The sequence below is a fragment of the Psychrobacillus sp. FJAT-21963 genome, assembly GCF_001420585.1.
In the GTDB taxonomy this organism is placed as follows: domain Bacteria; phylum Bacillota; class Bacilli; order Bacillales_A; family Planococcaceae; genus Psychrobacillus.
Genome location: NZ_LJIY01000014.1, coordinates 136,313 through 158,301, shown reverse-complemented (window position 1 = coordinate 158,301; position 21,989 = coordinate 136,313). Strand labels below are relative to the sequence as shown.

Below are 21,989 nucleotides of genomic sequence, written 5' to 3'. Positions count from 1 at the left end.
GATCTCTCCTTAATCAAATTCGCCTTGGCTTATTTGAGTCCAGATTTTGCATCGAGCCCGCTCGATGAACTCCTTTACAAAATCTGTGCCATCCGCCGAAGGCATGCATGTTTCCGCTAATTGAAATTTTGACAAAATAAAAACCCCGCCCCTATAAAAGGGACGAGGACTAATTTCGCGGTACCACCCTGATTATTGTACAAAAAACGTACAATCACTCAATTCGACTAACGGCTCTACACCGGCACACCTTTACAGCAATTGCTGGTCCCGGTGGCAGCTAACGGGGTGAACTTCTATATGCATTCTCCAATTACACTTTCAGTCAAGGTGTAAAATTCCTTTATTCGAATCGTCATATATACTTTTCCCGATGACAGCTTTTTTTATTTATCAAATTATATTCTATTATACGGAGTTTTAAACGTTTCATCAAGTGTGACTTTTTTATATTATACGCAACTGAACCATAATGTTGCGCATACTAGATAAAATACGTCTTAAAGAAGTGCCCGTTAGGTGTTTCGCAGCAGTCGGACGCTTTCCGCGGGGTGAGCGATGAGCCATCACCGCCGCTACGCGTTCGTTGTGATGACTCATCTGTCTCACTCATCCCGCTGGAGTCGCCGCCTGCTGTGAAAATCAATGGAATTTGCTGGTTAATCAATAGCAAAATGGGATAGATCATTAGATTTATCAACGTCTAACTAGCAGTAATTTAGTTCAAATCATTTTTTTACAAATTACATAATTACGCACAATATTCCAGAACATTTTTCTCAACATAGACTACCGTAGTCGCAACATTTCTATTCATACGTACAATATATATAAAAGCTAATTAGAAAATAGCATCTCATGCCAAGTTAAAGCTTTTTTATAAGAAATGTTGTCATGTTTTTAGGTCGGTTTGTCGCGTTCATAGCGAGTATTGTCTCGTTCAACCATTTATTGGATTTAACGTGGTGGTGTGAGACTCCTGCGGGAATAGCGTTAGCCGAAGACCCCGCAGTTGTGTGGAAGGCAATCTAAGTTCGCCGCATCCTGCTCCTGCGCAAAGCTCGTCGCAAAAGAACTTTTGCGGCAACGATTGCATGACCAACATCGTGTTGGCCTAGGAGGCTAAGGCATCGCCCGCGGAAAGCGAAACGCCAGAGCGCTAAATCCTAGCGTAATCCCTTACTCGCAACAATGTTGCTCATTTGCGAACTATAATGACAATCCGTACAACAGTATTCCTGTTGCAACCGCCACATTTAATGATTCGGCTTGTCCTAAAAGGGGCACTATAATATTTTGATCAGTCTGCTCTAATAGCTCTTTGTTAATGCCGCTTCCTTCATTTCCAACAATTAAAGCAAAAGAATCACTTTTCTCAACTTTATGGAATGGTGTTGAGTTTTCAAATGCAGTACCGAAAACGGGAATCTGACGTTTTTTTAATTGCTCTACCCAATAAGGCAAGTCACCTTTTAAAATCGGTATATGAAAATGAGAGCCTTGTGCTGATCTTAGCGTCTTTGGATTATATGCATCCGCAGATCCTTTACCTAAAATTACTGCATCGATTCCAGCAGCATCTGCTGTACGGATCATTGTACCAATATTCCCAGGGTCTTGAACTGCATCAATTAACAAAATTCGCTTCCAATTGGCATGCTCTTCCTCTTTCACAGTTTGCTGCTTACAATGAGCAAATATACCTTGTGTATGCTCTGTTTCTGCAAGTTCTTTTTTAATAACATCATTAATTTCTACTATTTCTATATTGTCTACGTCCCAAGTCACAGGGATTTCGCTTGTGTCACTAATCATTATAGTTAATACTTTTTCTTTTTGTTTAATCGCTTCTTCTACTAAGTGATATCCCTCTATTAGAAACTCGCTTGTTTTTTCGCGCTCTTTTCGAACACTTAATAATTTTTTCCAATGTTTCACTAGCGAATTTTGCGTGGATTCAATTCGTTTCATCTATATGTAACCGCCTTTTTTATTTAATAGTAACAAATTCATGTATAGCAAGCGAGTGTTTGGGGAAGATAATTGCAAGGAGTGATGAAAAATGGATTTTCAAATTCGAGAAGCAATATCAGCTAATATGAAAGGGCAATCTCCGACTGACATTCGAGGGGTTGTTGAGGATGCAATTCAAAGAGGAGAAGAACATTTACTTCCTGGTCTTGGAGTGTTCTTTGAAAAATGGTGGAACATTGCGGATGATACAAAGAAAAACGCTGTACTAAATGAACTTTCAACTGCATTCAAATAAAAATAACCCGTGAAGAAAATTTGATTCTTCACGGGTTCTTTTTATTCTTCCTCTTCTTCCATTGTATGTTTACGAATATTTACATAATAAATAATATATTGCGTCATGGAAAGAACAATTATATTCAAAATGATCAATAGCTGAGATGCAGGTAAAAATAGATGGAAAACAGCGGATAAAGGCAATGACCATGAAAAGAATGTGTAAACTTTCTGGGTTGCTTTAGTTGTAATCATTTGCCATGCTTCATCATCTTCCATATATTCAGCTGGTTTTATACCCCAAATAGTTATTTTGTTTCTCGGATGTTCTTTGTTATATTTCGATATTTTTGTGCCAAATAGTAGAACCATCCCAATGAATACAGGAAGCAATAAAAACACCATAAATCCTTCTAATGCACCTAACTCTACAGAATAGGTAAACGAGCTATTCGCCTTAGCAAAATTAGATATTGCTCCAGTAATTACAATTGCAAATAAGAGAAATAACAAAGCAAAGCCCATTTGCCAAAGTGGATATTGCACCCGAAAATCCTTCTTCATTTCCATTCCTCCCCTTCTAACCAAAATAATTCATCCACTTTACAGTCGAGAATATGTGCAAGCTTTAAAGAAAGCGTTATAGATGGGGAGAATTCCCCTTTTTCAATAAACCCAATTGTTTGTCTTGTTACTCCGGCTTTTTCACCCAATCCCCCTTGAGTGTAGCTAAATCTTGCCCTAAGCTCTTTCACACGATTTTTAAGCATTTAAATAACCCTTTCTTCAAAAAGTTAACTTTTATATACATAATGTAACGTATACTTAACATATTGTCAATTAAAATTAACAAAAAGTTAATTAAACATCACTTTTAGCTATTGTATATATTTTCTTGAGTAAAATTGCGAAAATATTCACAAAGGGAATTTGTCCTTGTATTAAGCTACTTTTAGACTAATATGCAATATATTTACCCCTTTTTTCTTCCAAAAAAGGTATTTTTATAACTTGCTATTTTACTTTTTCTATTTGATAATTACACTATTGGAATTGTCTGAAAAATTCTAATTTATATTTAATTCTAAGTGAAGAGGAGAAAAAAATGAGCACATCCATCGAAACTATAGTACTTGCTTTAAAAGAATTTTTAGGAGACGACCAAGTTTCAATCAATCAAACAATTAGAGAACTTCATGGTAGAGACGAATCCTATCATGATATAAGCCTTCCAGATATTGTGGTATTTCCAAAAACAACTTTAGAAGTAAGTAATATCATGAAAGTAGCAAATAATTTAAAAGTACCTGTTGTCCCATTTGGTCGTGGTTCTAGTCTGGAAGGACACATCATTCCTTACGATAAGGGAATTACCATTGACTTTTCGTTGATGGATAAAATTTTAGAAGTTCGTGAAAAGGATTTACTTGTAAAAGTACAACCTGGTGTAACAAGAACTCAGTTGAATAAGGAGTTAAAAAAATACGGACTGTTCTTCTCTGTTGATCCGGGAGCAGATGCAACTTTAGGTGGAATGGCTGCAACAAATGCAAGTGGTACAACTACCGTAAAATATGGAGTTATGCGTGATCAAGTCCGCGATTTAGAAGTAGTACTTGCGGATGGAACTATTATACATACTGGGAACTTAGCAGCAAAATCATCATCTGGATACCATTTGAACGGTCTTTTTGTTGGTTCGGAAGGGACACTGGGTTGTTTCACAGAACTGACTTTAAAAGTATATGGTATTCCTGAATTCACAACAGCTGCTAGAGCAGTCTTCCCTACAGTCCAAAATGCTGTAGAGGCAGTTACCTCTATTTTACAAGCTGGAATTCCAATAGCTCGTGTGGAATTAGTAGATGAAGAATCTATTCGTCAAGTAAACCATTTTAGCGATACAAATTATGCAGAAAGACCAACGCTGTTTTTAGAATTCGACGGCAACGAAGCAGGATTAACACAAGATGTTGAGTTTACAAAAGAAATAATGGAAGATCATGATTGCGAAGAAATTCAATTTGAAACAGACAATACAGCTCGCACGAAACTATGGGATGCAAGACATAATCTGGCCTATGCTTATATACACGGAAACGTTGGGAAAAAGATGATGGTTACAGACGTTTGTGTTCCGATATCTGAATTAGCAGGTGCAGTAATTTTTGCAAGAAAAGAATTAGAAGCAATCGGACTTACCGGTGGAGTTGTAGGCCATGTTGGAGATGGTAATTTCCATGCTCTATTAATGATTGACATGAATAATCCAGAAGAAGTTGCTAAAGCTGATGCATTTAATGAAAAAATCGTTCACTATGCACTAGAAAGAGATGGTACTTGTACAGGAGAACATGGAGTTGGAGTAGGTAAACAAAAATATCAGGCTGCTGAACATGGAGAAGCACTTCATGTAATGGAAAAGATTAAGCTAGCACTTGATCCAAATAATATTTTAAATCCTAATAAAATAGTAAAAATAGAAAGCTTAGGTGAATAAATTGAAAGTTTTAGAATCCATCAGTAACTTTGCAGGAAAATATTTTGCTTTTTTAGTAATAATAGTAGCGGTTATCGCATTCTTAATTCCGGATACTTTTTTACCGTTTGGAAAGTATATTACGATTTTGCTAGGAATAGTAATGTTTGGGATGGGGCTTACGTTGAAAGCTGTTGATTTCAAGTTAATTGCAACACATCCTAAACCAGTTTTATTAGGTGTGGCTGCTCAGTTTATCATTATGCCTTCTACAGCACTTGCTATTGCTTATATTTTACAGCTTCCTGGTGAACTTGCAGCTGGACTTGTCCTCCTTGGCTCTGTACCTGGAGGAACAGCTTCTAACGTTATGGTTTATTTAGCAAAAGGAAATGTTCCATTATCCATAACGATGACATCTTTTTCAACATTACTTGCACCATTACTTACGCCAATATTATTACTTTTATTGGCTGGTCAATGGATGCCGGTTGATCCTATGTCGATGTTTAAATCAATTGTACAAGTAATTATTCTTCCAATCGCTCTTGGATTAATTGTAAAAAAAATACTACCTACTTTTGTAGAAAAAAGTTTAAACGTCGTTCCTTTAATTTCTGTTTTAGCGATTATTACAATCGTTTCTGCGGTAGTAGCTGGAAACGTCGACAATATTGCTTCTGCTGGATTTTTGGTATTCTTAGGAGTATTTCTTCACAACGGGGCTGGTCTCCTTTTAGGTTATTATGCAGGGAAAATGACTGGTCTTTCCAAATTAGATTGTCGTGCTATCTCTATTGAAGTTGGGATGCAAAATTCAGGATTAGGTGTTGCATTAGCTACAGCTCATCTAGGTCCTCTAGCAGCATTACCAAGTGCACTAGGTGCAGTTTGGCACAATATTTCTGGTCCTATCCTCGCGACATATTGGTCTAAACGTCCAGTTGAGGGAAGTGAAAAAATAAGCTCTACTACAACGAAAATTACCGTGTCTGAAGTATAATTGACAAAATAATGACTGACTCATTTGCCGATAACACGACGATGGGTCAGTCTTTTTTAATGGGATTATATACATAAAAAACTGTAACAAAGTTTGTGGAAGTCACGACTAATTATAGAATGCAACCTTAATGAAAGGAAGTGACCACTATAAAAAAAATTTTCCTATTAATATTTATCCTAATAGCACTCGTTGCTTGCGGAACTGCAAAACAAGATGATGAACAGATATTTTCAAAAGATAACAAGGGCATTATGGATGATTTCATATTCCAACTTAAATCTGAAAAAGATACTTATACACTAAACGAACCCCTTCAAATTTACGCTCAACTGGAGTATGTTGGCGAAAGTGATGAAATTACGATTTATCACGCTAGTTCCCCTTTCATATTAGAGTTGAAAGAGTTAAATACTAATTTTGATTTTGGGTATGCAATGGATACACCACTTCTCAGCTCAACGCTAAAAAAAAGGGAACCTTTACGTATACCATATAGTTTTTCTGGTGGTTACAATGAATTCAGTCCAGATGATTACGTTCAATTTGTTAATAAGCTAATGGATGGAGAATTTCCGATAGGAAGATATGTTATTACTGGTAAAACAGATTTCTATATTGAAACAGATGAGGCAAAACAAACTTATAATATGGAACAATCAATTGAATTTGAAGTTGTGGAAAATTAAGATTTAACAGAACTAAAAAATCGTTAATCTCGCCTATGAAAAGTAATACCTGTTTTCAATAGATATCGGATTGATGTGGACAGTGCGGTTGCTTCATCCATACCGCGTTTTTTAGATGAGGGTGTCCTGAGTTTACTGAGTAGAAATAGTTTACTCTATGTAAATAATAAAGAGTGATCCAGCGTCTCCTGAATCACTCTTCCTATGTAGTGATGAAGCCGTCCATCTTGACAGACAACATCACTGTACGGTGTTACAAATACAAAACAATCTTATCAAGCTGCTAGACAAACCCTGTCAAGTCAACTTGAATTCTATAAAATGTTTACTATGCCATTACAGAAGCAAGTACTGCTTTTTGGGCATGTAAACGGTTTTCGGCTTGTTGAAAAATATATGAGTTTGGACCATCTATAATAGATGTTGAAACTTCTTCTTCACGATGAGCAGGTAGGCAATGCAAAAACATATAGTCCGATTTAGCATTTGCTACTAATTCATCATTAATTTGAAAATCTTTAAAGTCCGCAAGTCTTTTTGCTGTTTCCTCTTCCTGCCCCATAGACGTCCAAACGTCTGTATAAACTACATCTGCATTCACAACTGCCTCTAATGGATCATTTGTCACAAAAAGTGACCCTCCATTTTCCAGTGCAATTGCTGTTGCTTCTTGAATTATTTCAGCATTCGCTTCATAACCAACCGGAGTTGCCACTGCAATATGCATACCCATATATGCTGCTGCAATTACCAAGGAATGAGCTACATTATTTCCATCACCAATATAAGCAAGCTTCAAACCTTCCATATTCTCTTTTACCTCATGTATCGTTAATATATCTGCAAGTGCTTGGCATGGATGATACATATCAGTTAAACCATTAATAACAGGTATACTTGCATGTTCTGCAAGTTCTTTCACCATTTCATGTGAATTCGCTCGAATCATAATCCCGTCTAAATATCCAGATAATACATGGCCAGTGTCATATACCGATTCACCTCGTCCGATCTGTAGATCACGTGCATTCATAAACATGCCATTTCCGCCTAATTGCTTCATCCCAACTTCAAAAGAGATTCTAGTACGAGTCGAATGTTTTTCAAAAATCATTCCTAAAGTTTTCCCTTCTAATAAGGGGGGACACTTTCCAGCCTTAGTCAATGCTTTCAATTCTACTGCTAGCTGTATTAATTCTCTCACTTCCTCTTTTGAGTAATCCAAAAGTGTTAGCAGGTCTTTGCCTTTTAAACTATCAACCACTTTTAGATTAACCCATTCTAGTAATTTCATTTATAAAAACTCCTTTTTACGTATATTTATGTAACCCTTATTATAAATGTGAATAATTATAAAGTCAAATGAATTTTAATACAAATTTTATAATAATAAAAAAAGTCTAGAAAGGCTATTTTTCTGCCTTCTAGACTCTTTCATTACTCAAATGTTATTTGGTTTACAGTGTTTCGATCTAACTTTTTAATGACTGCTATTATTAGCTTTACTGTATTTTCATAGTCATCTCGATGTAAAATTCCAGCATGTGAATGAATATAACGAGTGGCAATTCCAATAGATAAAGAAGGAACTCCATTTAAAGAAATATGCATAGACCCAGCATCTGTACCGCCACCTGGAATCATCTCAAATTGATATGGAATATTATTTTCTTCTGCTGTATCAATTACTAGGTCACGTAGACCTTTATGTGAAACCATTGAAGCGTCAAATAATATAACTTGAGGCCCTTCTCCCATTTTGCTTGTTGATTCTTTAGCAGTAATTCCTGGTGTGTCCCCTGCAATACCTACATCCACTGCAAAACCTATATCCGGTTTAACTTTTACTGTAGAAGTTTTTGCCCCACGCAGACCAATTTCTTCTTGAACGTTTCCAACTCCATATACAATATTCGGATGTTTTTCATTTTTTAATCCTTTTAATACATCAATTGCAATGGCACAACCAATGCGATTATCCCAAGCTTTAGCCAAAAGTAATTTTTCGTTATTCATAACAGTGAACTCAAAATACGGAACAACCATATCCCCTGGTAATACTCCCCATTCCATTGCTTCTTCTTTAGAAGATGCACCTATATCGATAAACATATCTTTTACTTCAACCGCTTTTTTACGAGCATCAGGAGTTAATATATGCGGTGGCTTTGACCCGATAACACCAGTAATTGTGTCTCCTTTACGAGTAACAATTGTAACACGCTGTGCAAGCATGACTTGAGACCACCAGCCACCTACAGTTTGAAAACTTAAAAATCCTTTATCATCTATTTTAGAAATCATGAAACCGACTTCGTCTAAATGACCTGCAACCATAATTTTTGGTCCGTTTGCATCGCCGACTTTTTCGGCAATTAAACTTCCTAGATTATCATATTCAATTTTGTCAGCATGAGGAGCAATATACTTCTCCATTACCTTACGTGCTTCTCGCTCATTTCCGGGAATAGCTTTAGCATCTGTCAATTCCTTTAACATAGTTAATGTTTCATCCAGCTGTGCCATTATTTCGACCTCCTAAATATCTATCTAATATATTATATTCTAAAATGTATGCATTTTCAAAATTTAACTAGTTAGTCTGCTCCAGCTCCTCCTCCTCCACCATCACTCCCTCCTTCACTTCCACCACTAGAAGCTCCTCCCCACGAAGTTCCATCTGATGAAGCTACTTTAGTCCACTTCCATGACTGAGTAACATAGTCAAGTGGATCCGTTGAAGTTAAAAGCAAAGCAGCAAGAGGAGCTGATATCTCCTGCAAAGAAACTTTCTTTTCATTTTTTCTACCAAGTAGATAAGCCCCGACAACCCATTTTTCTTGTTCTTTATCACTTAAATTATCTGGTATACCTAGTTTAATGCTACTTTTAAAGGAACGTATCGCATCCTTTGCACGAACAGCATTCATAGATAATATATTTCTTGGCAGTACTATATATAAAACTGTGAACATTAATAACAAATTCACTAAAGTATTTACTAATTGATCATTAACAAGGGGAGTTGTTGAGAAATACATAATAATGATATATAAGCCAAAAAATAAATTTGAACGTTTTTTTAACCAAATTATAAGCAGAAATAGAAATGTTATGCCTAATATAAATCCAATTCCCCAGCTACTACGTAAATCTGCATAATAAGAAAAAGCTGTCATTGTACCTAAAACGATTGTAGAGATACTTAATATTATTAAGGGAAGCTTACTATTAAAAGTTCCAGCTTCCTCTAAATCACTTTCAACTAAACGATGCCATTTCATTTGCTTCTTCTTAAAGTCTTTTACTCTCCCATGAAAATAACTGGAAGTCTTGTTATTTCTAGCTGCACCTGCAGCATCGTGTAAATGAAATGCCCATCTATTAGAGCCACTTCTAGTTGTAAAAAGCCAGTTAATCATCTGTTTTTCAAAATCAGAAGTAGCCAATGATCCTTTAACTAATCGAAAATCAAGTGTGTCCTTTGGCGCATGAGAATCCTCTTTAAAACGAAGTGCTGCTTTTGTTTGCCTAACTGTAGCAGCACCTTTTTCTACCATTGAAAATAGTCCCGCTAAAAAAGCTTTAGGATGTGGCTTACCTACCCGGTCTACAAAGTATAAATATAAAAGATCTGTATTCATAACATCCTCAGTTGATCCTTTTCGCCAAAAGTGCCTTTGTGGTAATAAAAAAAGAAGAAGGACGATAATAAGTATACCAATTGTAGCTTTTGGAATAATTGCATGTAGTTTGTCTATATAAGAAATACGTTTTTCCGTTTCTTTCTGTATTCGCTTTTCATTTGCTATTGCTTGTTGTAAAGGAATAGCAGCCTTCGTTTTTTCCATATTAGTCATCATAGAAGATGGGAAGAAAAAGCTTGTTTTAGTTTCGGTGTATGCTTCCGAAACAGAAGTGTTAAATCGGATTCCATACTGTGACTTTTCATTTTTCTTTGCATTCCTATCAAAAAGCACACCATCAAAATTAGTGGGATCTGTTGTACTAGGAAGGATGAAGTCAATTGTCACATTATTAATATTCTGATCATGAGCATCCACATCTTCAAAATAAGTTACTTTCGCTTCACTATAAGAATCATATGCTTTTATACTATTTTTTAATGTATATACATATAAAAATGAAACTTGTTGATTCTCTTTATTTACTTTTGTACGATAAACTCCATTCTCTTTTGATACATTTAATTGTTTGAGCGTAGCATCATCTATAAATCCAGGCTCTGGTTTTAATTGAGATAATTCATAAGCATAGAAGTTTATTACATTATTATCGTGTATTTTAGGGAAGGATCGGCTGAGATTATTAAACTCCCCGTCAAAATTATACGTAAATACTTCATTAACTAAGAGATCTCCATTTGGTTGAATCCATGATTTAATATGAACCGATTCGATTGAATAGGATTTAGCCTCTGCAATGACACTAAATGAAAACATCATAATGAATAAAACAATTGTGCTAATCATCTTTTTCATCGGCAACACCTCCTAAAAATACTAATAACTCTAGTAATTTTTACGGTTTGCTTTTGATTTGGTTTCATTAAAATTACTTAATATCCACTTTTCTGGCGCTCATAATTTGTTTCATTTTTTTGTATGTATGCTTGTAATACCTCTTCACTGCTAAAGCCAAGTTCTTCTGCCATTGCTCCATACAGTACCCACATTTTTTCGTAATACATTCTTGTAGGATTTTTCAAAAACGATAACACCGCCTCATTTGTTAAGAGAAAAAGCTCAGTTAAATCGGCGTCTATTTTTTCGATTGGCCAACTTTTTAAATCATTAAATCCTTTTTCAATTCCAAGTGAAAGTAAGAAATGAATGGAGTCCACATACTCTTCTAGTATTACGCTTTGTGCAGATGGACCTTTCTCACTCCAAAATTTAAAACATCTTGTTTCATTTGCTAGTTCTGCTAATTCTACAAGCAAAGCAAGCCCTTTTTTCGCAAAAACATCTTCTTTCACTTGTTTATTTGACTGAATATATTGATCTAAAGCTTGCTGCATTGTAAAAAGTTTATCTAAATTCATGTTTTCCTCCAAAAATTTTATATTATTTTGAAACCAAACTACCCCTTCTATCGTATAGCAGTTACTATGTATTTTACAAGGAGGACATTTCAAATGGTCCATATACTACGATTGCTTATAATTGCCCTTATTATATATGTTTTTTATAAAATTCTACGTTACTTGTTTGATCCTAAAAGAAAACTTGATGAGGCCTACGAGAAGGAACAATACTATTTTTATGATGATATTAAAAATGTTAGGAAAAACTTTTTTATTACTTATAAAGGTGCAATTTTTGAGGGAGAAAAATATTTAGGTACTACTGACCAAGCTTTTGAAGTCGTTTCTATATTTGTTTGGACAAAAGATTCATCCAAGTTGCAAGGATTTACTAAAGAAGATTTTCGGTTTTTACATAACGAAATCAAAATGAGTTATCCAGCTGCTAAAATTAATTGGAAAAGCCCGATAGAACAACTAATGAAAGAGGAATAAGAAAGCTAAAAGTGCAGACAACAGAAAAATTACATTGCATCCATTTGACGTAGCGCACCTACACTTCCTTCCTTACGCTGAGGGCACTGAAAAGGTCTATAGAATTTGACTTTACTAAATAATGTCGTCCGATAAATAAGAAAATCGTTGAAACGGCTCCCTTTCCGCGGGCGTTGCCTTAGCCTCCTCGCTGCGCTGTGGGGTCTTCGGCTAACGCTATTCCCGCAGGAGTGTCGCCTTTTTCAACGATTTTTTATAAATACTAATTGAAAAAATTTATGAGATAAAAACATAAAAACTTGCTCTATTAATGGCATGATGGTTTTCTAATTGAAAAGCGGATAATAGTTGATTGGAGTGGAAGGTGGCGACTCCAGCCGGAATAGCAAATGTTTTCTGCACCGAAAGCGAAGCGTCAGGTGCATGAGCTGAAGACCCTGGACTGAGCGTAGTGAGGGAAGCGGCTGAAGCCATGCCGGCGGAACGCGTCCGCCTGGAACGAAATTAACAGGTCCAAAATAATAAATCGAGTATGTGAACAACTTGTCGTTCACATACTGTTATGAAATCTCTTGGAGGACTTTTTTAGTGCCTTCGCTACACTCCTGCAAGGTCTGGACTGTGAAATTTGTTTTCATCCAATATCAAACGATATCAGATGAAAGTGTACCTTTGTAGAGCAGGAGGCTTGCCGCTCACCCGAAGTAAGCATCGGAATACATTTAAGTTAAAATAGGACTGTCTTTTTGCAAGAGCCAAAAAATCAAGAATACATATAGTATTAATAACATTAAAAAGCCAACTCTAAAATTAGTATGCTTTGTTTTATGTCTAAAAAATTGCATTCCAATGTATGCGCCAATTCCACCACCAAAGATAGCGAGCGTCCACAATGTATTCTCCGAAATTCTTTGTTTATGTTTTTTTGCTTGAGACTTGTCATATCCCATAACGAAAAATGCAAAAATGGACATTACTAAAATAAATATTAGGATAATCTCTGTCATTGGATACTCCTTGTACAAAAAAAGCTGATAGAATCTCTATCAGCCTTTTTATCTATAAATTATTTATTGATTGCTTTTTTTGCTGCATCTGCAAGTTGTGTAAATGCTGCTGCATCAGTTACAGCTAAGTCAGCTAACATTTTACGGTTTACTTCGATTTCAGCTAATTTTAATCCGTGCATTAAACGGCTATAAGAAAGTCCGTTCATACGTGCTGCCGCATTGATACGTGTAATCCATAGTTTACGGAAATCACGTTTTTTGTTACGACGGTCACGGTATGCATACATTAATGATTTCATAACCTGTTGGTTTGCTACTTTATATAATGTATGTTTTGAACCGTAATAACCTTTAGCTAATTTTAATACTCTTTTACGACGCTTGCGCGTCACTGTTCCGCCTTTTACGCGTGGCATAGTTCATTACCTCCTGCTATTCTTTCGAATGATTGAATTTCTCTTATTATTTCATGTAAGTAAGTAAAGTTTTGATACGTTTGTAATCGCCTGAAGAAGCTACTTTAGTTTTACGTAGTTTACGTTTAGCTTTAGTAGATTTGTTAGCGAATAAGTGACTTCCAAAAGCACGGTCATGTTTTAATTTACCTGTACCCGTTTTTTTGAAACGTTTCGCAGCTCCACGGTGAGTTTTCATTTTCGGCATGTCGAATTCCTCCTAAACAATTGTACTCTATTACTGTTTTTCGTTCTTTGGTGCAAGCACTAAGAACATGCTACGGCCATCCATTTTCGGTTTTGACTCGATTGTGGATACTTCCGTACAAGCTTCAGCAAAACGATCTAATACTCGTTGACCAATCTCTTTATGAGTAATGGCACGACCTTTAAAACGAATAGATGCTTTCACTTTATCTCCTTTTTCAAGGAATTTGATCGCATTTTTCAATTTCGTTTGGAAATCATGTTCATCTATTGTTGGGCTCAAACGAACCTCTTTCATTACGATGATTTTTTGATTTTTACGAACTTCACGATCTTTCTTTTGCTGCTCAAATTTGAATTTACCATAGTCCATGATACGAGCGACCGGCGGCTTGGCTTGAGGAGCCACAAGGACAAGATCCAAATTTACACGACCTGCAATTTCAAGTGCTTCGTTACGTGTTTTTAAACCTAATTGATCACCATTTTGATCAATAACTCGTAGTTCGCGAGCTCGAATGCCATCGTTCACATACATGTCTTTGCTAATAACAATCCACCTCCAGATAGTGTCGCGAATACATGGTTTGGGCATAAATTCCGTAGAAACGAATTACTTACGCCGTTTTCGATCAAATAAAAAAACGAGCAGACATAAGATGTATGTCTGCCCGCCGATATAAGAACATGTAGCAACCTACATATTACAGTCGATCGTGTGCTTACCAGTCAACGACTTGCTGTGTCGAACAGGTGAGAAGCGGGCAGCCTCTTCTTATACCACAAACTTGTATTCAATAACCTTATTAACTATACCATGTTGTACTAGGCATGTCAACATAAAATATTAGTGAGAAACTTCTTGTTGAATTCGAGCAAGGAATTCATCAAATGGAATACTTTCTGATTGTTGCTCTCCATATTTACGTACATTTACATTACCTGCTTCCAATTCTTTATCTCCAAGAACAAGCATGTACGGAATTTTTTGCATTTGTGCTTCACGAATTTTATAACCTAGTTTTTCTTCTCGGTCATCCATTTCAACTCGGAATCCAGCAGCAACTAATTTTTCCTCCACTTGTTTTGCGAAATCGAAATGGACCTCATTGGATACTGGAATGATTTCAACTTGAACAGGTGCTAACCAAGTTGGGAATGCACCTTTATATTCTTCAATCAAAAATGCAACGAAACGTTCCATTGTAGAAACGACACCACGGTGAATAACGACTGGTCGATGCGGCTTACCATCTTCCCCAACATATGATAAATCAAATCGTTCTGGCAATAAGAAGTCAAGTTGTACCGTTGATAATGTTTCTTCTTTACCAATAGCTGTTTTTACTTGCACATCAAGTTTAGGTCCGTAGAATGCAGCTTCACCTTCTGCTTCGAAGTAATCTAAGCCAAGCTCATCCATTGCCTCTTTTAACATACTTTGTGCTTTTTCCCACATTACATCATCATCAAAATATTTTTCTTTATCTTCTGGATCACGATAAGAAAGACGGAATGAGTAATCTGTTAAATCAAAATCCTTATAGACAGAGATGATTAACTCAACTACCTTTTGGAATTCTGCCTTGATTTGGTCAGGGCGAACAAATAAGTGAGCATCATTCAATGTCATCCCACGTACACGTTGTAAACCTGATACAGCACCAGACATTTCATAACGGTGCATAGTTCCAAGCTCAGCAATTCGCAATGGAAGATTTCTATAAGAGTGCATACCATTTTTAAATATCATCATATGGTGTGGACAATTCATTGGACGCAACACTAATGTCTCATTGTCCATTTCCATTGGTGGGAACATAGAATCTTGATAGTGCTCCCAATGTCCAGATGTTTCATAAAGATCTTTGGAACCCAATACAGGAGTATACACATGTTTATATCCAAGTTTAAGCTCTTTATCTACAATATAGCGCTCGATCACACGACGAATTGTAGCACCATTAGGCAACCATAGTGGTAAACCTTGTCCAACTTTTTGGGAAGTCATAAACAAATCTAATTCTTTCCCTATTTTACGATGGTCACGTTCTTTTGCTTCTTCTAGCATTTGTAGGTGATGAGCAAGCTCTTCTTTTTTGAAGAATGCAGTACCATAAATACGTTGAAGCATTTTATTGTCGCTATTTCCGCGCCAGTATGCTCCAGCAATACTTAACAATTTAAATTCTTTTAACTTTCCAGTAGAAGGAACATGTACTCCTCGGCAAAGATCAAAAAATTCACCTTGCTCATAAATGGATACTTGTTCATTTTCAGGAATCGCTTCTAAAAGTTCTAATTTATATTCATCATCAATTTCTTTGAATTTGTCGTATGCATCTTGACGAGATTCATCATGTCGAACGATTTCAATATTTTCATTGATGATTTTTTTCATTTCTTTTTCAATTAACACTAAATCTTCTGCAGTTATTGGTTCTGGCGAATCAATATCGTAATAGAATCCATTTTCGATAACTGGACCTATTCCAAGTTTCACATCTTTAAACAAACGTTTCACTGCCTGAGCAAGTAAATGAGCTGTACTATGTCGTAAGATTTCTAGTGCTTCATCTGATTCAGGTGTAATAATCGCGATTTCTCCATCTTCTGTTATAGGAGTTTTTAAATCCACTAACTTTCCACTTAACTTTCCTGCAAGTGCTTTTTTACGTAAGCCTGGGCTAATGGATTGAGCGATTTCTTCTGTTGTTGTAGAAATCGGAAATTCTTTTACTGCTCCATCTGGAAATTTCAACTTAATAACTTCTGCCATTTTGAACACTCCTTTTATTTAGGTAAAGCGTATGCATTTATTACCGGAAAACAACAAAAAAACCCCGTCCCTATAAAGGGACGAGGTACTATCGTGGTTCCACCCTTCTTCTGTCTATTAAATCTGTAAATAGACGAAGCTCTGCATCGGCTAACGGGCCGGTCACCGGTAATTGCTGTTAAATTCACAACTACTGCTCGGAGGTGGTAAATCGATTGCCGATACTTAAGAAGCTTGCAGCCTTGGCTTCTCTCTCTATAAAGTCGTACAAACTGATTGTTGTCCTCTTCTACGCATTTCTTTATTCTTATGTGAATGATTATACGCCACTCAAAAATCATTTGCAAGTAGCTATTTTTCTTCTCGCCAATTCTTTCCCTGAAGTGGAATTGGATTCGTAAGCGCTCGGATTCTTTCCATAATTCGTCCAGCTTTGACGACCTCTTTTTCTCCTCGCTGCGTGAAGGATAAATGATGTTCCAATTCGTCATAATTAAAATTGGATGTCATAAAAGTTGGGAGCTGTTCGGACATTCGGTAATGTAGAATTGTCCCTAATATTTCATCCCTCGTCCAACTAGTCATTGTCTCTGCTCCAATATCATCTAGCATTAAAACAGGCGCACGTTTTACGAATTCAATTTTTTCTGCAAGAGAATTATCTTGAATTGCTTGCTTCATTTCACGGAAAAACTCTGGAACGTAAACAACTACCGAATGGATATGTCTGGCTGCCAATTCATTTGCAAGTGCTCCAAGTAAATAAGATTTACCTACACCGAATTGTCCATGAATATACAGTCCCTTTTTCGGTAATGTAGAAGTTTGCTCCCATTCATTTAAAAAGTTTTTAGCAGCTCGAACTGCTACTACTCTACTACCATCCTCTAAGTCAACACCTGCCAAGTTAGACTCCATTACCTCTTTCGGCATATGAATACTATTAATCATGGATGTTACTTTTTTTCGTTCATCCTCAATTACTCCTCGCTTGCATCGAACATATTCAAGATCAATCAGATTCCGATCCAATACAAGCCTTGGTTCATAGCCTTTCATGTAATTCGTACACAATTCAAGAGATTGGCATGCACCACAATCATGAGATTGTGACTTATATTCATATAACTTACTTAAGCTTCGGTCTACCATTTGCTTCGAAATATGAGCAGCATTTTCTTCAAGGAATAGTTGAACGCCTGGATCCTCAAGCACCTCTTGTTTCATTTCATCGAGTCTCGAAGTAAATTCTGGTGTAATAACCCTTTTTAATGTTTCATTAATTCGTTCCATAATGTCACCTACCTTTTCGTTACGCCTAATTCAGCTAATAGCTTTTTTCGCTCTTCATCAATGTTTTGAATATTGTTTGTTGCAGTTCCCGATTGCTTTGTTTCGCCATCTTTTTTATAAAACCAATCTGGTACCTTTTCTTCTCTGGTCGGTTTTTTCGAATAGGATTTTTGTTTAGAACCTTCATTCTTCCATTTTAAATATTGTTCATGTTCATTTCTAGCTAACTCCATTGCCTCTTTTGCCGTTTTGACATCTTTTCTCATCCAATGAGATGCTATTTTTTCCGCGTAGTTTTTAGTTAATTTCATATCTGTTCTAAGTAATACATATTGCAATAAAACATTTACTACTCCTACAGGCATATTGTAATGAGACACTAAATGGTTCGCTAATTGAACATCCGCAAGAATAGGTTCCTTCCCATTTGCAATATCTTTTAACACAGTAACTGGTGAAGTTGTTTCTAAATAATGAATAAGTTCTTCCTCTTTAGTTAATGGCTTACTATTTTCACTTACACTTTTTTTAGCCTTAGCTATATTTTGAATAACAGGAGCTTTCTTTGATACGGTCAACTTATAATAGTCTGCACACGCTTTTTTCAATCTTGCATCTGATAAGTGCAAATCGTCATCTAATGCTAGAATCACCACTTTTTGCATTTCAATTGGACCGAGATTATATAAAAAAGCTAACTTAGCTATTACCTGTTTTGCTTCAATAGTTAAGGCTGATTTCGGAACAAGTTGCTCTGATAAACCGTCTTGAAGCAAAGTAAAGTCAAACTCTTCAAAGTAAAAAGGCAATGCAGAATTCCTACTCTTTGATTCAAATGCATCATTATAAGGGACAGGTTGGACTGTTTTTGTAGACGGTTTAAATACATCCATAAAGGTACGTGAAACGTCTTTGAAGCCATCATTCCAATTAGGAGTTTGAATGAAGCGACTTCTTAGTCGCTTATATGCTTTTTCCCCTATTTTGTTTAATAGAAACATAGACAACAAAGGATCCTTTAGAAACGATTCTGCATCTAATGGAGCAGCAAGTTCATAATAAAAAATTCGTGTATCATTTTCGGTCTTTTGCCATGAGCGAAGTAATCCAATAGCTTCTAAAGCGATTCTTGCCTGAAATATTTTACCTATTGATACCCCAAGTAAGTTCATAAGCTGATAATGCTGCCATTGTTCCTCACTTTTAAGCTCTCCATCAGCCCACAAAGTAAGATACAGGCTTATTCCTTCTGCACCAATTAATGGTTGATACAATAACGTTAATAATTGACGTTCATAATCAGAGAAAGAATATGGCAAGCGAATCATATACATGTCTGCTGGCTGTAGCTCCTTATATAACATCGACATTCCTACCTACTCTCTCTTGTTGTTTCCTATAATGACGGATTTTTCTTTAGAATTTCTTTGAGTTCATCTATAAAAACATTTAAATCTTTAAACTGACGATAAACCGAAGCAAATCGAACATAAGCAACTTCGTCAACCTCTGAGAGTTTGTCCATTACTTTTTCTCCAACTGCTTCTGATTTTACTTCAGAATTTCCTGTTCTTCTTAATTCTTTTTCAATCGAAAACACAATTTCTTCTAACTGATCTAATGCTACTGGTCTTTTTTCACAAGCACGAATTAATCCACGCAATACTTTTTCGCGACTAAACTCTTCACGCGAACCATCTTTTTTCACTACAATTAGTGGAGTTTCTTCTACTTTTTCAAATGTAGTAAAACGGAATCCACAGTCTTCACATTCTCTTCTTCGTCTAATGGCTTTATTGTCATCTACAGGACGAGAATCGACAACTTTCGTGCCATTAAACTGACAAGCTGGACATCTCATATTGATCTCTCCTAATTAGTTACGAAAATTTATGTATCTATTATAACAATATTCTTCCCTAAAATCGAAAAAGCAGAGGAATCTCTTCCTCTGCTAACTCATTTAGCCTAAAGTCTATTATGCTTGAACTGTCAAACGTGGCTTAGGTACATTTACTGGACCCATTCCACGGGGCATTTCAATCGTTTCGCGTATTCCAGCATTAAGAGCATCTGCAATATAGTTAGCTGCAATCGATGGATCTAAATCACCACATGTATACACATCAATGCTCGCATAACCATGCTCTGGAAAGCTGTGAATAGTTAGATGTGATTCGGAAATAATAACGACTCCACTTACACCTTGTGGCGCAAATTTGTGAAATGCAACTTCTCTGATTTCCGCACCAGACTTAAGTGCTGCATCAACAAATGTTTGCTCAATAAATGGCATATCGTTAAGTTTGTCGAAATCGCACTCCCATAGTTCTGCAATAATGTGACGTCCCATTGTTTCCAATGTCCGTTTCCCCCTTTGATAAAATTTAGTTTTAAAAATTTTCAAAGTTGACTACCACGGGGGAAAGTTAGTCCTAAGAGGTCCTAACCCTTTAAGTAGTCGGTGCACGTGAAGTACACGATTCTCATTATAGGATGTTTTATTCAAATTAGCAAGAAAAAAAAATCCTCTTTCAAAAAACTTTGAAAGAGGAAAGAGATTAAAGAGATGAAGCAACTTTTTTTGTTAAATCAACAACACGTGCCGAATAGCCCCACTCGTTATCATACCAAGCAAGTACTTTTACTTTACGATTTCCAATTACCATTGTTGTTAAACCATCAATAGTTGTTGAATTTGTTGTTGTATTAAAATCAATTGAAACTAAAGGTTCCATTGTTACTCCTAGAATACCTTTCATTGATCCTTCAGATGCTTTTACAAATGCAGCATTTACTTCCTCTGCAGTAACATCTTTCTGTAAATCTACTACTAAATCTACTAAAGAAACGTTTGGCGTTGGTACACGCAAAGCCATTCCATGCATTTTACCTTCTAATTCAGGAAGCACGATAGTAAGCGCTTTTGCTGCTCCAGTAGAAGTAGGAATGATGGATTGTGCACAAGCACGTGCACGACGTAAATCTTTATGAGGATTATCTAAATTGTTTTGATCATTTGTATAAGAATGTACAGTAGTCATTAAACCATTTTCGATTCCAAATGTATCATTTAATACTTTCGCTACCGGTGCCAAGCAATTTGTTGTACAACTAGCATTCGAAATAATATTATGTTTAGCTACATCTAATTTGTCATCATTTACACCGATAACAATCGTCACATCTTCATTTTTGGCAGGTGCTGTAATAATAACTTTTTTTGCTCCAGCTTCTAAGTGAGCGGCAGCTTTTTCCCCGTCATTAAATTTTCCAGTTGATTCAATCACGATATCAACATTTAATTTACCCCAAGGTAAGTTAGCTGGATCACGATCATTTACGATTTGAACTCGCTTTCCATTAACTATTAGTGCATCATTATCAATACTTATTTCTCCCTCGAAAGTTCCATGAGTAGAATCATATTTAATTAAATGCGCTAAAGTTTCTAATGGGTATCTCACATTAATTGCTACAACATTAATGTCTTCTTGTACAATTGCTTGGCGGAACACCATTCTACCAATACGTCCAAATCCGTTTATTGCGATTGAAGCTGTCATAAAAAAATCCTCCTGTAACTATGTGATACTTTTTATTTTATAACCATGAATTAGTATAACACATTTTCACAATTGTGTAGCCTTGCAAAAGAAACCCGCAATATTTTTTATTTTCCGACTACTAGTCTTTCCAAATTGACAATATTTTGAGTAATTGCTCTTTAGTATATTCTATTGTTCCATTGTTATAGATGACAGCATCTGCACCTTGTTCTTTAATCGATAGTGGTAACTGTGATTGAATTCTTGCTTTAGCTTCTTCTAAAGAGTAATTATTACGAGCCATTAGTCTCTTCAACTGCGTTTCTTCTGTTACAGTTACAACTAAAATTTTATCTACATAGGACTGAAGCTTACTTTCAAATAATAAGGGGATATCCATGACAATTGTGTCAAAACCTTCTTCCAGTAAAACATTTTTTTGTCGAAGCATTTCTTCACGGATAGCCGGATGCATAATATCATTTAATTGCTTTCTTTTTTGTGGTGATGAAAAAATGATAGTACCTAATTTTTCTCGATTCAGCGTTCCATCTTCCGATAAAACTTCTTCTCCAAATGCTACTTTGATCGTTTCTAGCGTCATCGTTCCCTTTTCAACTACAACCCTAGCAACTAAGTCAGCATCAACAATAGGATAACCTAATTCTTTCAACATGTTGGAAACGGTACTTTTTCCGCTAGCAATACTACCAGTCAGCCCAATAATCATTTGC

At 36.0% G+C, this 21,989-nt stretch carries 23 protein-coding genes and 2 other annotated features; of the genes, 5 read left to right on the top strand and 18 right to left on the bottom strand.

Annotated elements, in window-relative coordinates:
• Nucleotides 1-155: 155 nt before the first annotated feature.
• Nucleotides 156-387 (bottom strand) — a binding site (T-box leader).
• An 822-nt stretch (nt 388-1,209) separates the two neighbouring features.
• Nucleotides 1,210-1,971, bottom strand: a complete 762-nt coding sequence (locus AN959_RS18985) for an RNA methyltransferase (RefSeq protein WP_056833054.1) — start codon at nt 1,969-1,971, stop codon at nt 1,210-1,212.
• A gap of 91 nt (nt 1,972-2,062) precedes the next feature.
• Here AN959_RS18985 and sspI point away from each other — a divergent pair, with 91 nt between their 5' ends.
• Nucleotides 2,063-2,269 (top strand): small acid-soluble spore protein SspI, encoded by a 207-nt coding sequence (sspI, locus tag AN959_RS18980; RefSeq protein ID WP_053588674.1) that lies wholly within the window; start codon nt 2,063-2,065, stop codon nt 2,267-2,269.
• Between the two features lie 41 nt (nt 2,270-2,310).
• Here the strand turns inward: sspI and AN959_RS18975 are convergent, their stop codons facing one another.
• Entirely contained in the window at nt 2,311-2,814 is a 504-nt protein-coding gene (locus AN959_RS18975; protein WP_056833053.1) for a hypothetical protein, read from the bottom strand.
• Nucleotides 2,811-3,020, bottom strand: coding sequence for a helix-turn-helix transcriptional regulator (locus AN959_RS18970; RefSeq protein ID WP_056833051.1), 210 nt, complete (start codon nt 3,018-3,020; stop codon nt 2,811-2,813). The genes AN959_RS18975 and AN959_RS18970 overlap by 4 nt, the downstream gene beginning before the upstream one ends.
• A gap of 335 nt (nt 3,021-3,355) precedes the next feature.
• On the opposite strand from AN959_RS18970, the gene AN959_RS18965 reads away from it, so the two are divergent.
• The 3 genes from AN959_RS18965 to AN959_RS18955 all read left to right on the top strand — a co-directional run bounded on the left by AN959_RS18965 (nt 3,356) and on the right by AN959_RS18955 (nt 6,421).
• Nucleotides 3,356-4,750 (top strand): FAD-binding oxidoreductase, encoded by a 1,395-nt coding sequence (locus AN959_RS18965; protein ID WP_056833049.1) that lies wholly within the window; start codon nt 3,356-3,358, stop codon nt 4,748-4,750.
• Between the two features lies 1 nt (nt 4,751).
• The gene (locus AN959_RS18960) at nt 4,752-5,732 is read left to right on the top strand and encodes a bile acid:sodium symporter family protein (RefSeq protein ID WP_056833048.1); all 981 of its coding nucleotides are present in this window, start codon (nt 4,752-4,754) and stop codon (nt 5,730-5,732) included.
• Nucleotides 5,733-5,872: 140 nt separating this feature from the next.
• The gene (locus AN959_RS18955) at nt 5,873-6,421 is read left to right on the top strand and encodes a hypothetical protein (protein WP_056833046.1); all 549 of its coding nucleotides are present in this window, start codon (nt 5,873-5,875) and stop codon (nt 6,419-6,421) included.
• Nucleotides 6,422-6,749: 328 nt separating this feature from the next.
• On the opposite strand, the gene argF is transcribed toward AN959_RS18955, so the two are convergent.
• From argF to AN959_RS18935, 4 genes are all read right to left on the bottom strand, one after another.
• Nucleotides 6,750-7,715 (bottom strand): ornithine carbamoyltransferase, encoded by a 966-nt coding sequence (gene argF / locus AN959_RS18950; protein WP_056833044.1) that lies wholly within the window; start codon nt 7,713-7,715, stop codon nt 6,750-6,752.
• Between the two features lie 143 nt (nt 7,716-7,858).
• Nucleotides 7,859-8,947 (bottom strand): M42 family metallopeptidase, encoded by a 1,089-nt coding sequence (locus AN959_RS18945; RefSeq protein ID WP_056833042.1) that lies wholly within the window; start codon nt 8,945-8,947, stop codon nt 7,859-7,861.
• Between the two features lie 71 nt (nt 8,948-9,018).
• Nucleotides 9,019-10,923: a DUF2207 domain-containing protein gene (locus tag AN959_RS18940; RefSeq protein ID WP_056833040.1), complete on the bottom strand. Its 1,905-nt coding sequence runs from the start codon at nt 10,921-10,923 to the stop codon at nt 9,019-9,021.
• A 77-nt stretch (nt 10,924-11,000) separates the two neighbouring features.
• Nucleotides 11,001-11,486: a dUTP diphosphatase gene (locus AN959_RS18935; protein WP_056833038.1), complete on the bottom strand. Its 486-nt coding sequence runs from the start codon at nt 11,484-11,486 to the stop codon at nt 11,001-11,003.
• Nucleotides 11,487-11,579: 93 nt separating this feature from the next.
• On the opposite strand from AN959_RS18935, the gene AN959_RS18930 reads away from it, so the two are divergent.
• Nucleotides 11,580-11,963 (top strand): hypothetical protein, encoded by a 384-nt coding sequence (locus tag AN959_RS18930; protein ID WP_053588664.1) that lies wholly within the window; start codon nt 11,580-11,582, stop codon nt 11,961-11,963.
• A gap of 722 nt (nt 11,964-12,685) precedes the next feature.
• On the opposite strand, the gene AN959_RS18925 is transcribed toward AN959_RS18930, so the two are convergent.
• From AN959_RS18925 to coaE, 11 genes are all read right to left on the bottom strand, one after another.
• Nucleotides 12,686-12,970: a DUF1294 domain-containing protein gene (locus AN959_RS18925; protein ID WP_056833035.1), complete on the bottom strand. Its 285-nt coding sequence runs from the start codon at nt 12,968-12,970 to the stop codon at nt 12,686-12,688.
• Between the two features lie 59 nt (nt 12,971-13,029).
• Nucleotides 13,030-13,389: a 50S ribosomal protein L20 gene (rplT, locus tag AN959_RS18920; protein ID WP_053588662.1), complete on the bottom strand. Its 360-nt coding sequence runs from the start codon at nt 13,387-13,389 to the stop codon at nt 13,030-13,032.
• A 46-nt stretch (nt 13,390-13,435) separates the two neighbouring features.
• Nucleotides 13,436-13,636, bottom strand: a complete 201-nt coding sequence (rpmI, locus tag AN959_RS18915; protein ID WP_053588661.1) for a 50S ribosomal protein L35 — start codon at nt 13,634-13,636, stop codon at nt 13,436-13,438.
• 30 nt (nt 13,637-13,666) lie between these two features.
• Nucleotides 13,667-14,230 (bottom strand): translation initiation factor IF-3, encoded by a 564-nt coding sequence (gene infC / locus AN959_RS18910; protein WP_082355151.1) that lies wholly within the window; start codon nt 14,228-14,230, stop codon nt 13,667-13,669.
• A gap of 39 nt (nt 14,231-14,269) precedes the next feature.
• Nucleotides 14,270-14,418: a sequence feature (ribosomal protein L20 leader region), on the bottom strand.
• A gap of 64 nt (nt 14,419-14,482) precedes the next feature.
• Entirely contained in the window at nt 14,483-16,414 is a 1,932-nt protein-coding gene (gene thrS / locus AN959_RS18905; RefSeq protein WP_056833033.1) for a threonine--tRNA ligase, read from the bottom strand.
• A 351-nt stretch (nt 16,415-16,765) separates the two neighbouring features.
• Nucleotides 16,766-17,707 (bottom strand): primosomal protein DnaI, encoded by a 942-nt coding sequence (dnaI, locus tag AN959_RS18900; protein ID WP_053588658.1) that lies wholly within the window; start codon nt 17,705-17,707, stop codon nt 16,766-16,768.
• Nucleotides 17,708-17,715: 8 nt separating this feature from the next.
• The gene (locus tag AN959_RS18895) at nt 17,716-19,077 is read right to left on the bottom strand and encodes a replication initiation and membrane attachment family protein (RefSeq protein ID WP_056833031.1); all 1,362 of its coding nucleotides are present in this window, start codon (nt 19,075-19,077) and stop codon (nt 17,716-17,718) included.
• Nucleotides 19,078-19,103: 26 nt separating this feature from the next.
• The gene (gene nrdR / locus AN959_RS18890) at nt 19,104-19,568 is read right to left on the bottom strand and encodes a transcriptional regulator NrdR (protein WP_053588656.1); all 465 of its coding nucleotides are present in this window, start codon (nt 19,566-19,568) and stop codon (nt 19,104-19,106) included.
• Nucleotides 19,569-19,685: 117 nt separating this feature from the next.
• Complete coding sequence (speD, locus tag AN959_RS18885; RefSeq protein WP_053588655.1) at nt 19,686-20,069, bottom strand: adenosylmethionine decarboxylase; 384 nt, start codon at nt 20,067-20,069, stop codon at nt 19,686-19,688.
• A gap of 199 nt (nt 20,070-20,268) precedes the next feature.
• Complete coding sequence (locus AN959_RS18880) at nt 20,269-21,273, bottom strand: glyceraldehyde-3-phosphate dehydrogenase (RefSeq protein ID WP_053588654.1); 1,005 nt, start codon at nt 21,271-21,273, stop codon at nt 20,269-20,271.
• Nucleotides 21,274-21,394: 121 nt separating this feature from the next.
• The gene (gene coaE, locus AN959_RS18875; RefSeq protein WP_053588653.1) at nt 21,395-21,985 is read right to left on the bottom strand and encodes a dephospho-CoA kinase; all 591 of its coding nucleotides are present in this window, start codon (nt 21,983-21,985) and stop codon (nt 21,395-21,397) included.
• Nucleotides 21,986-21,989: the final 4 nt, after the last annotated feature.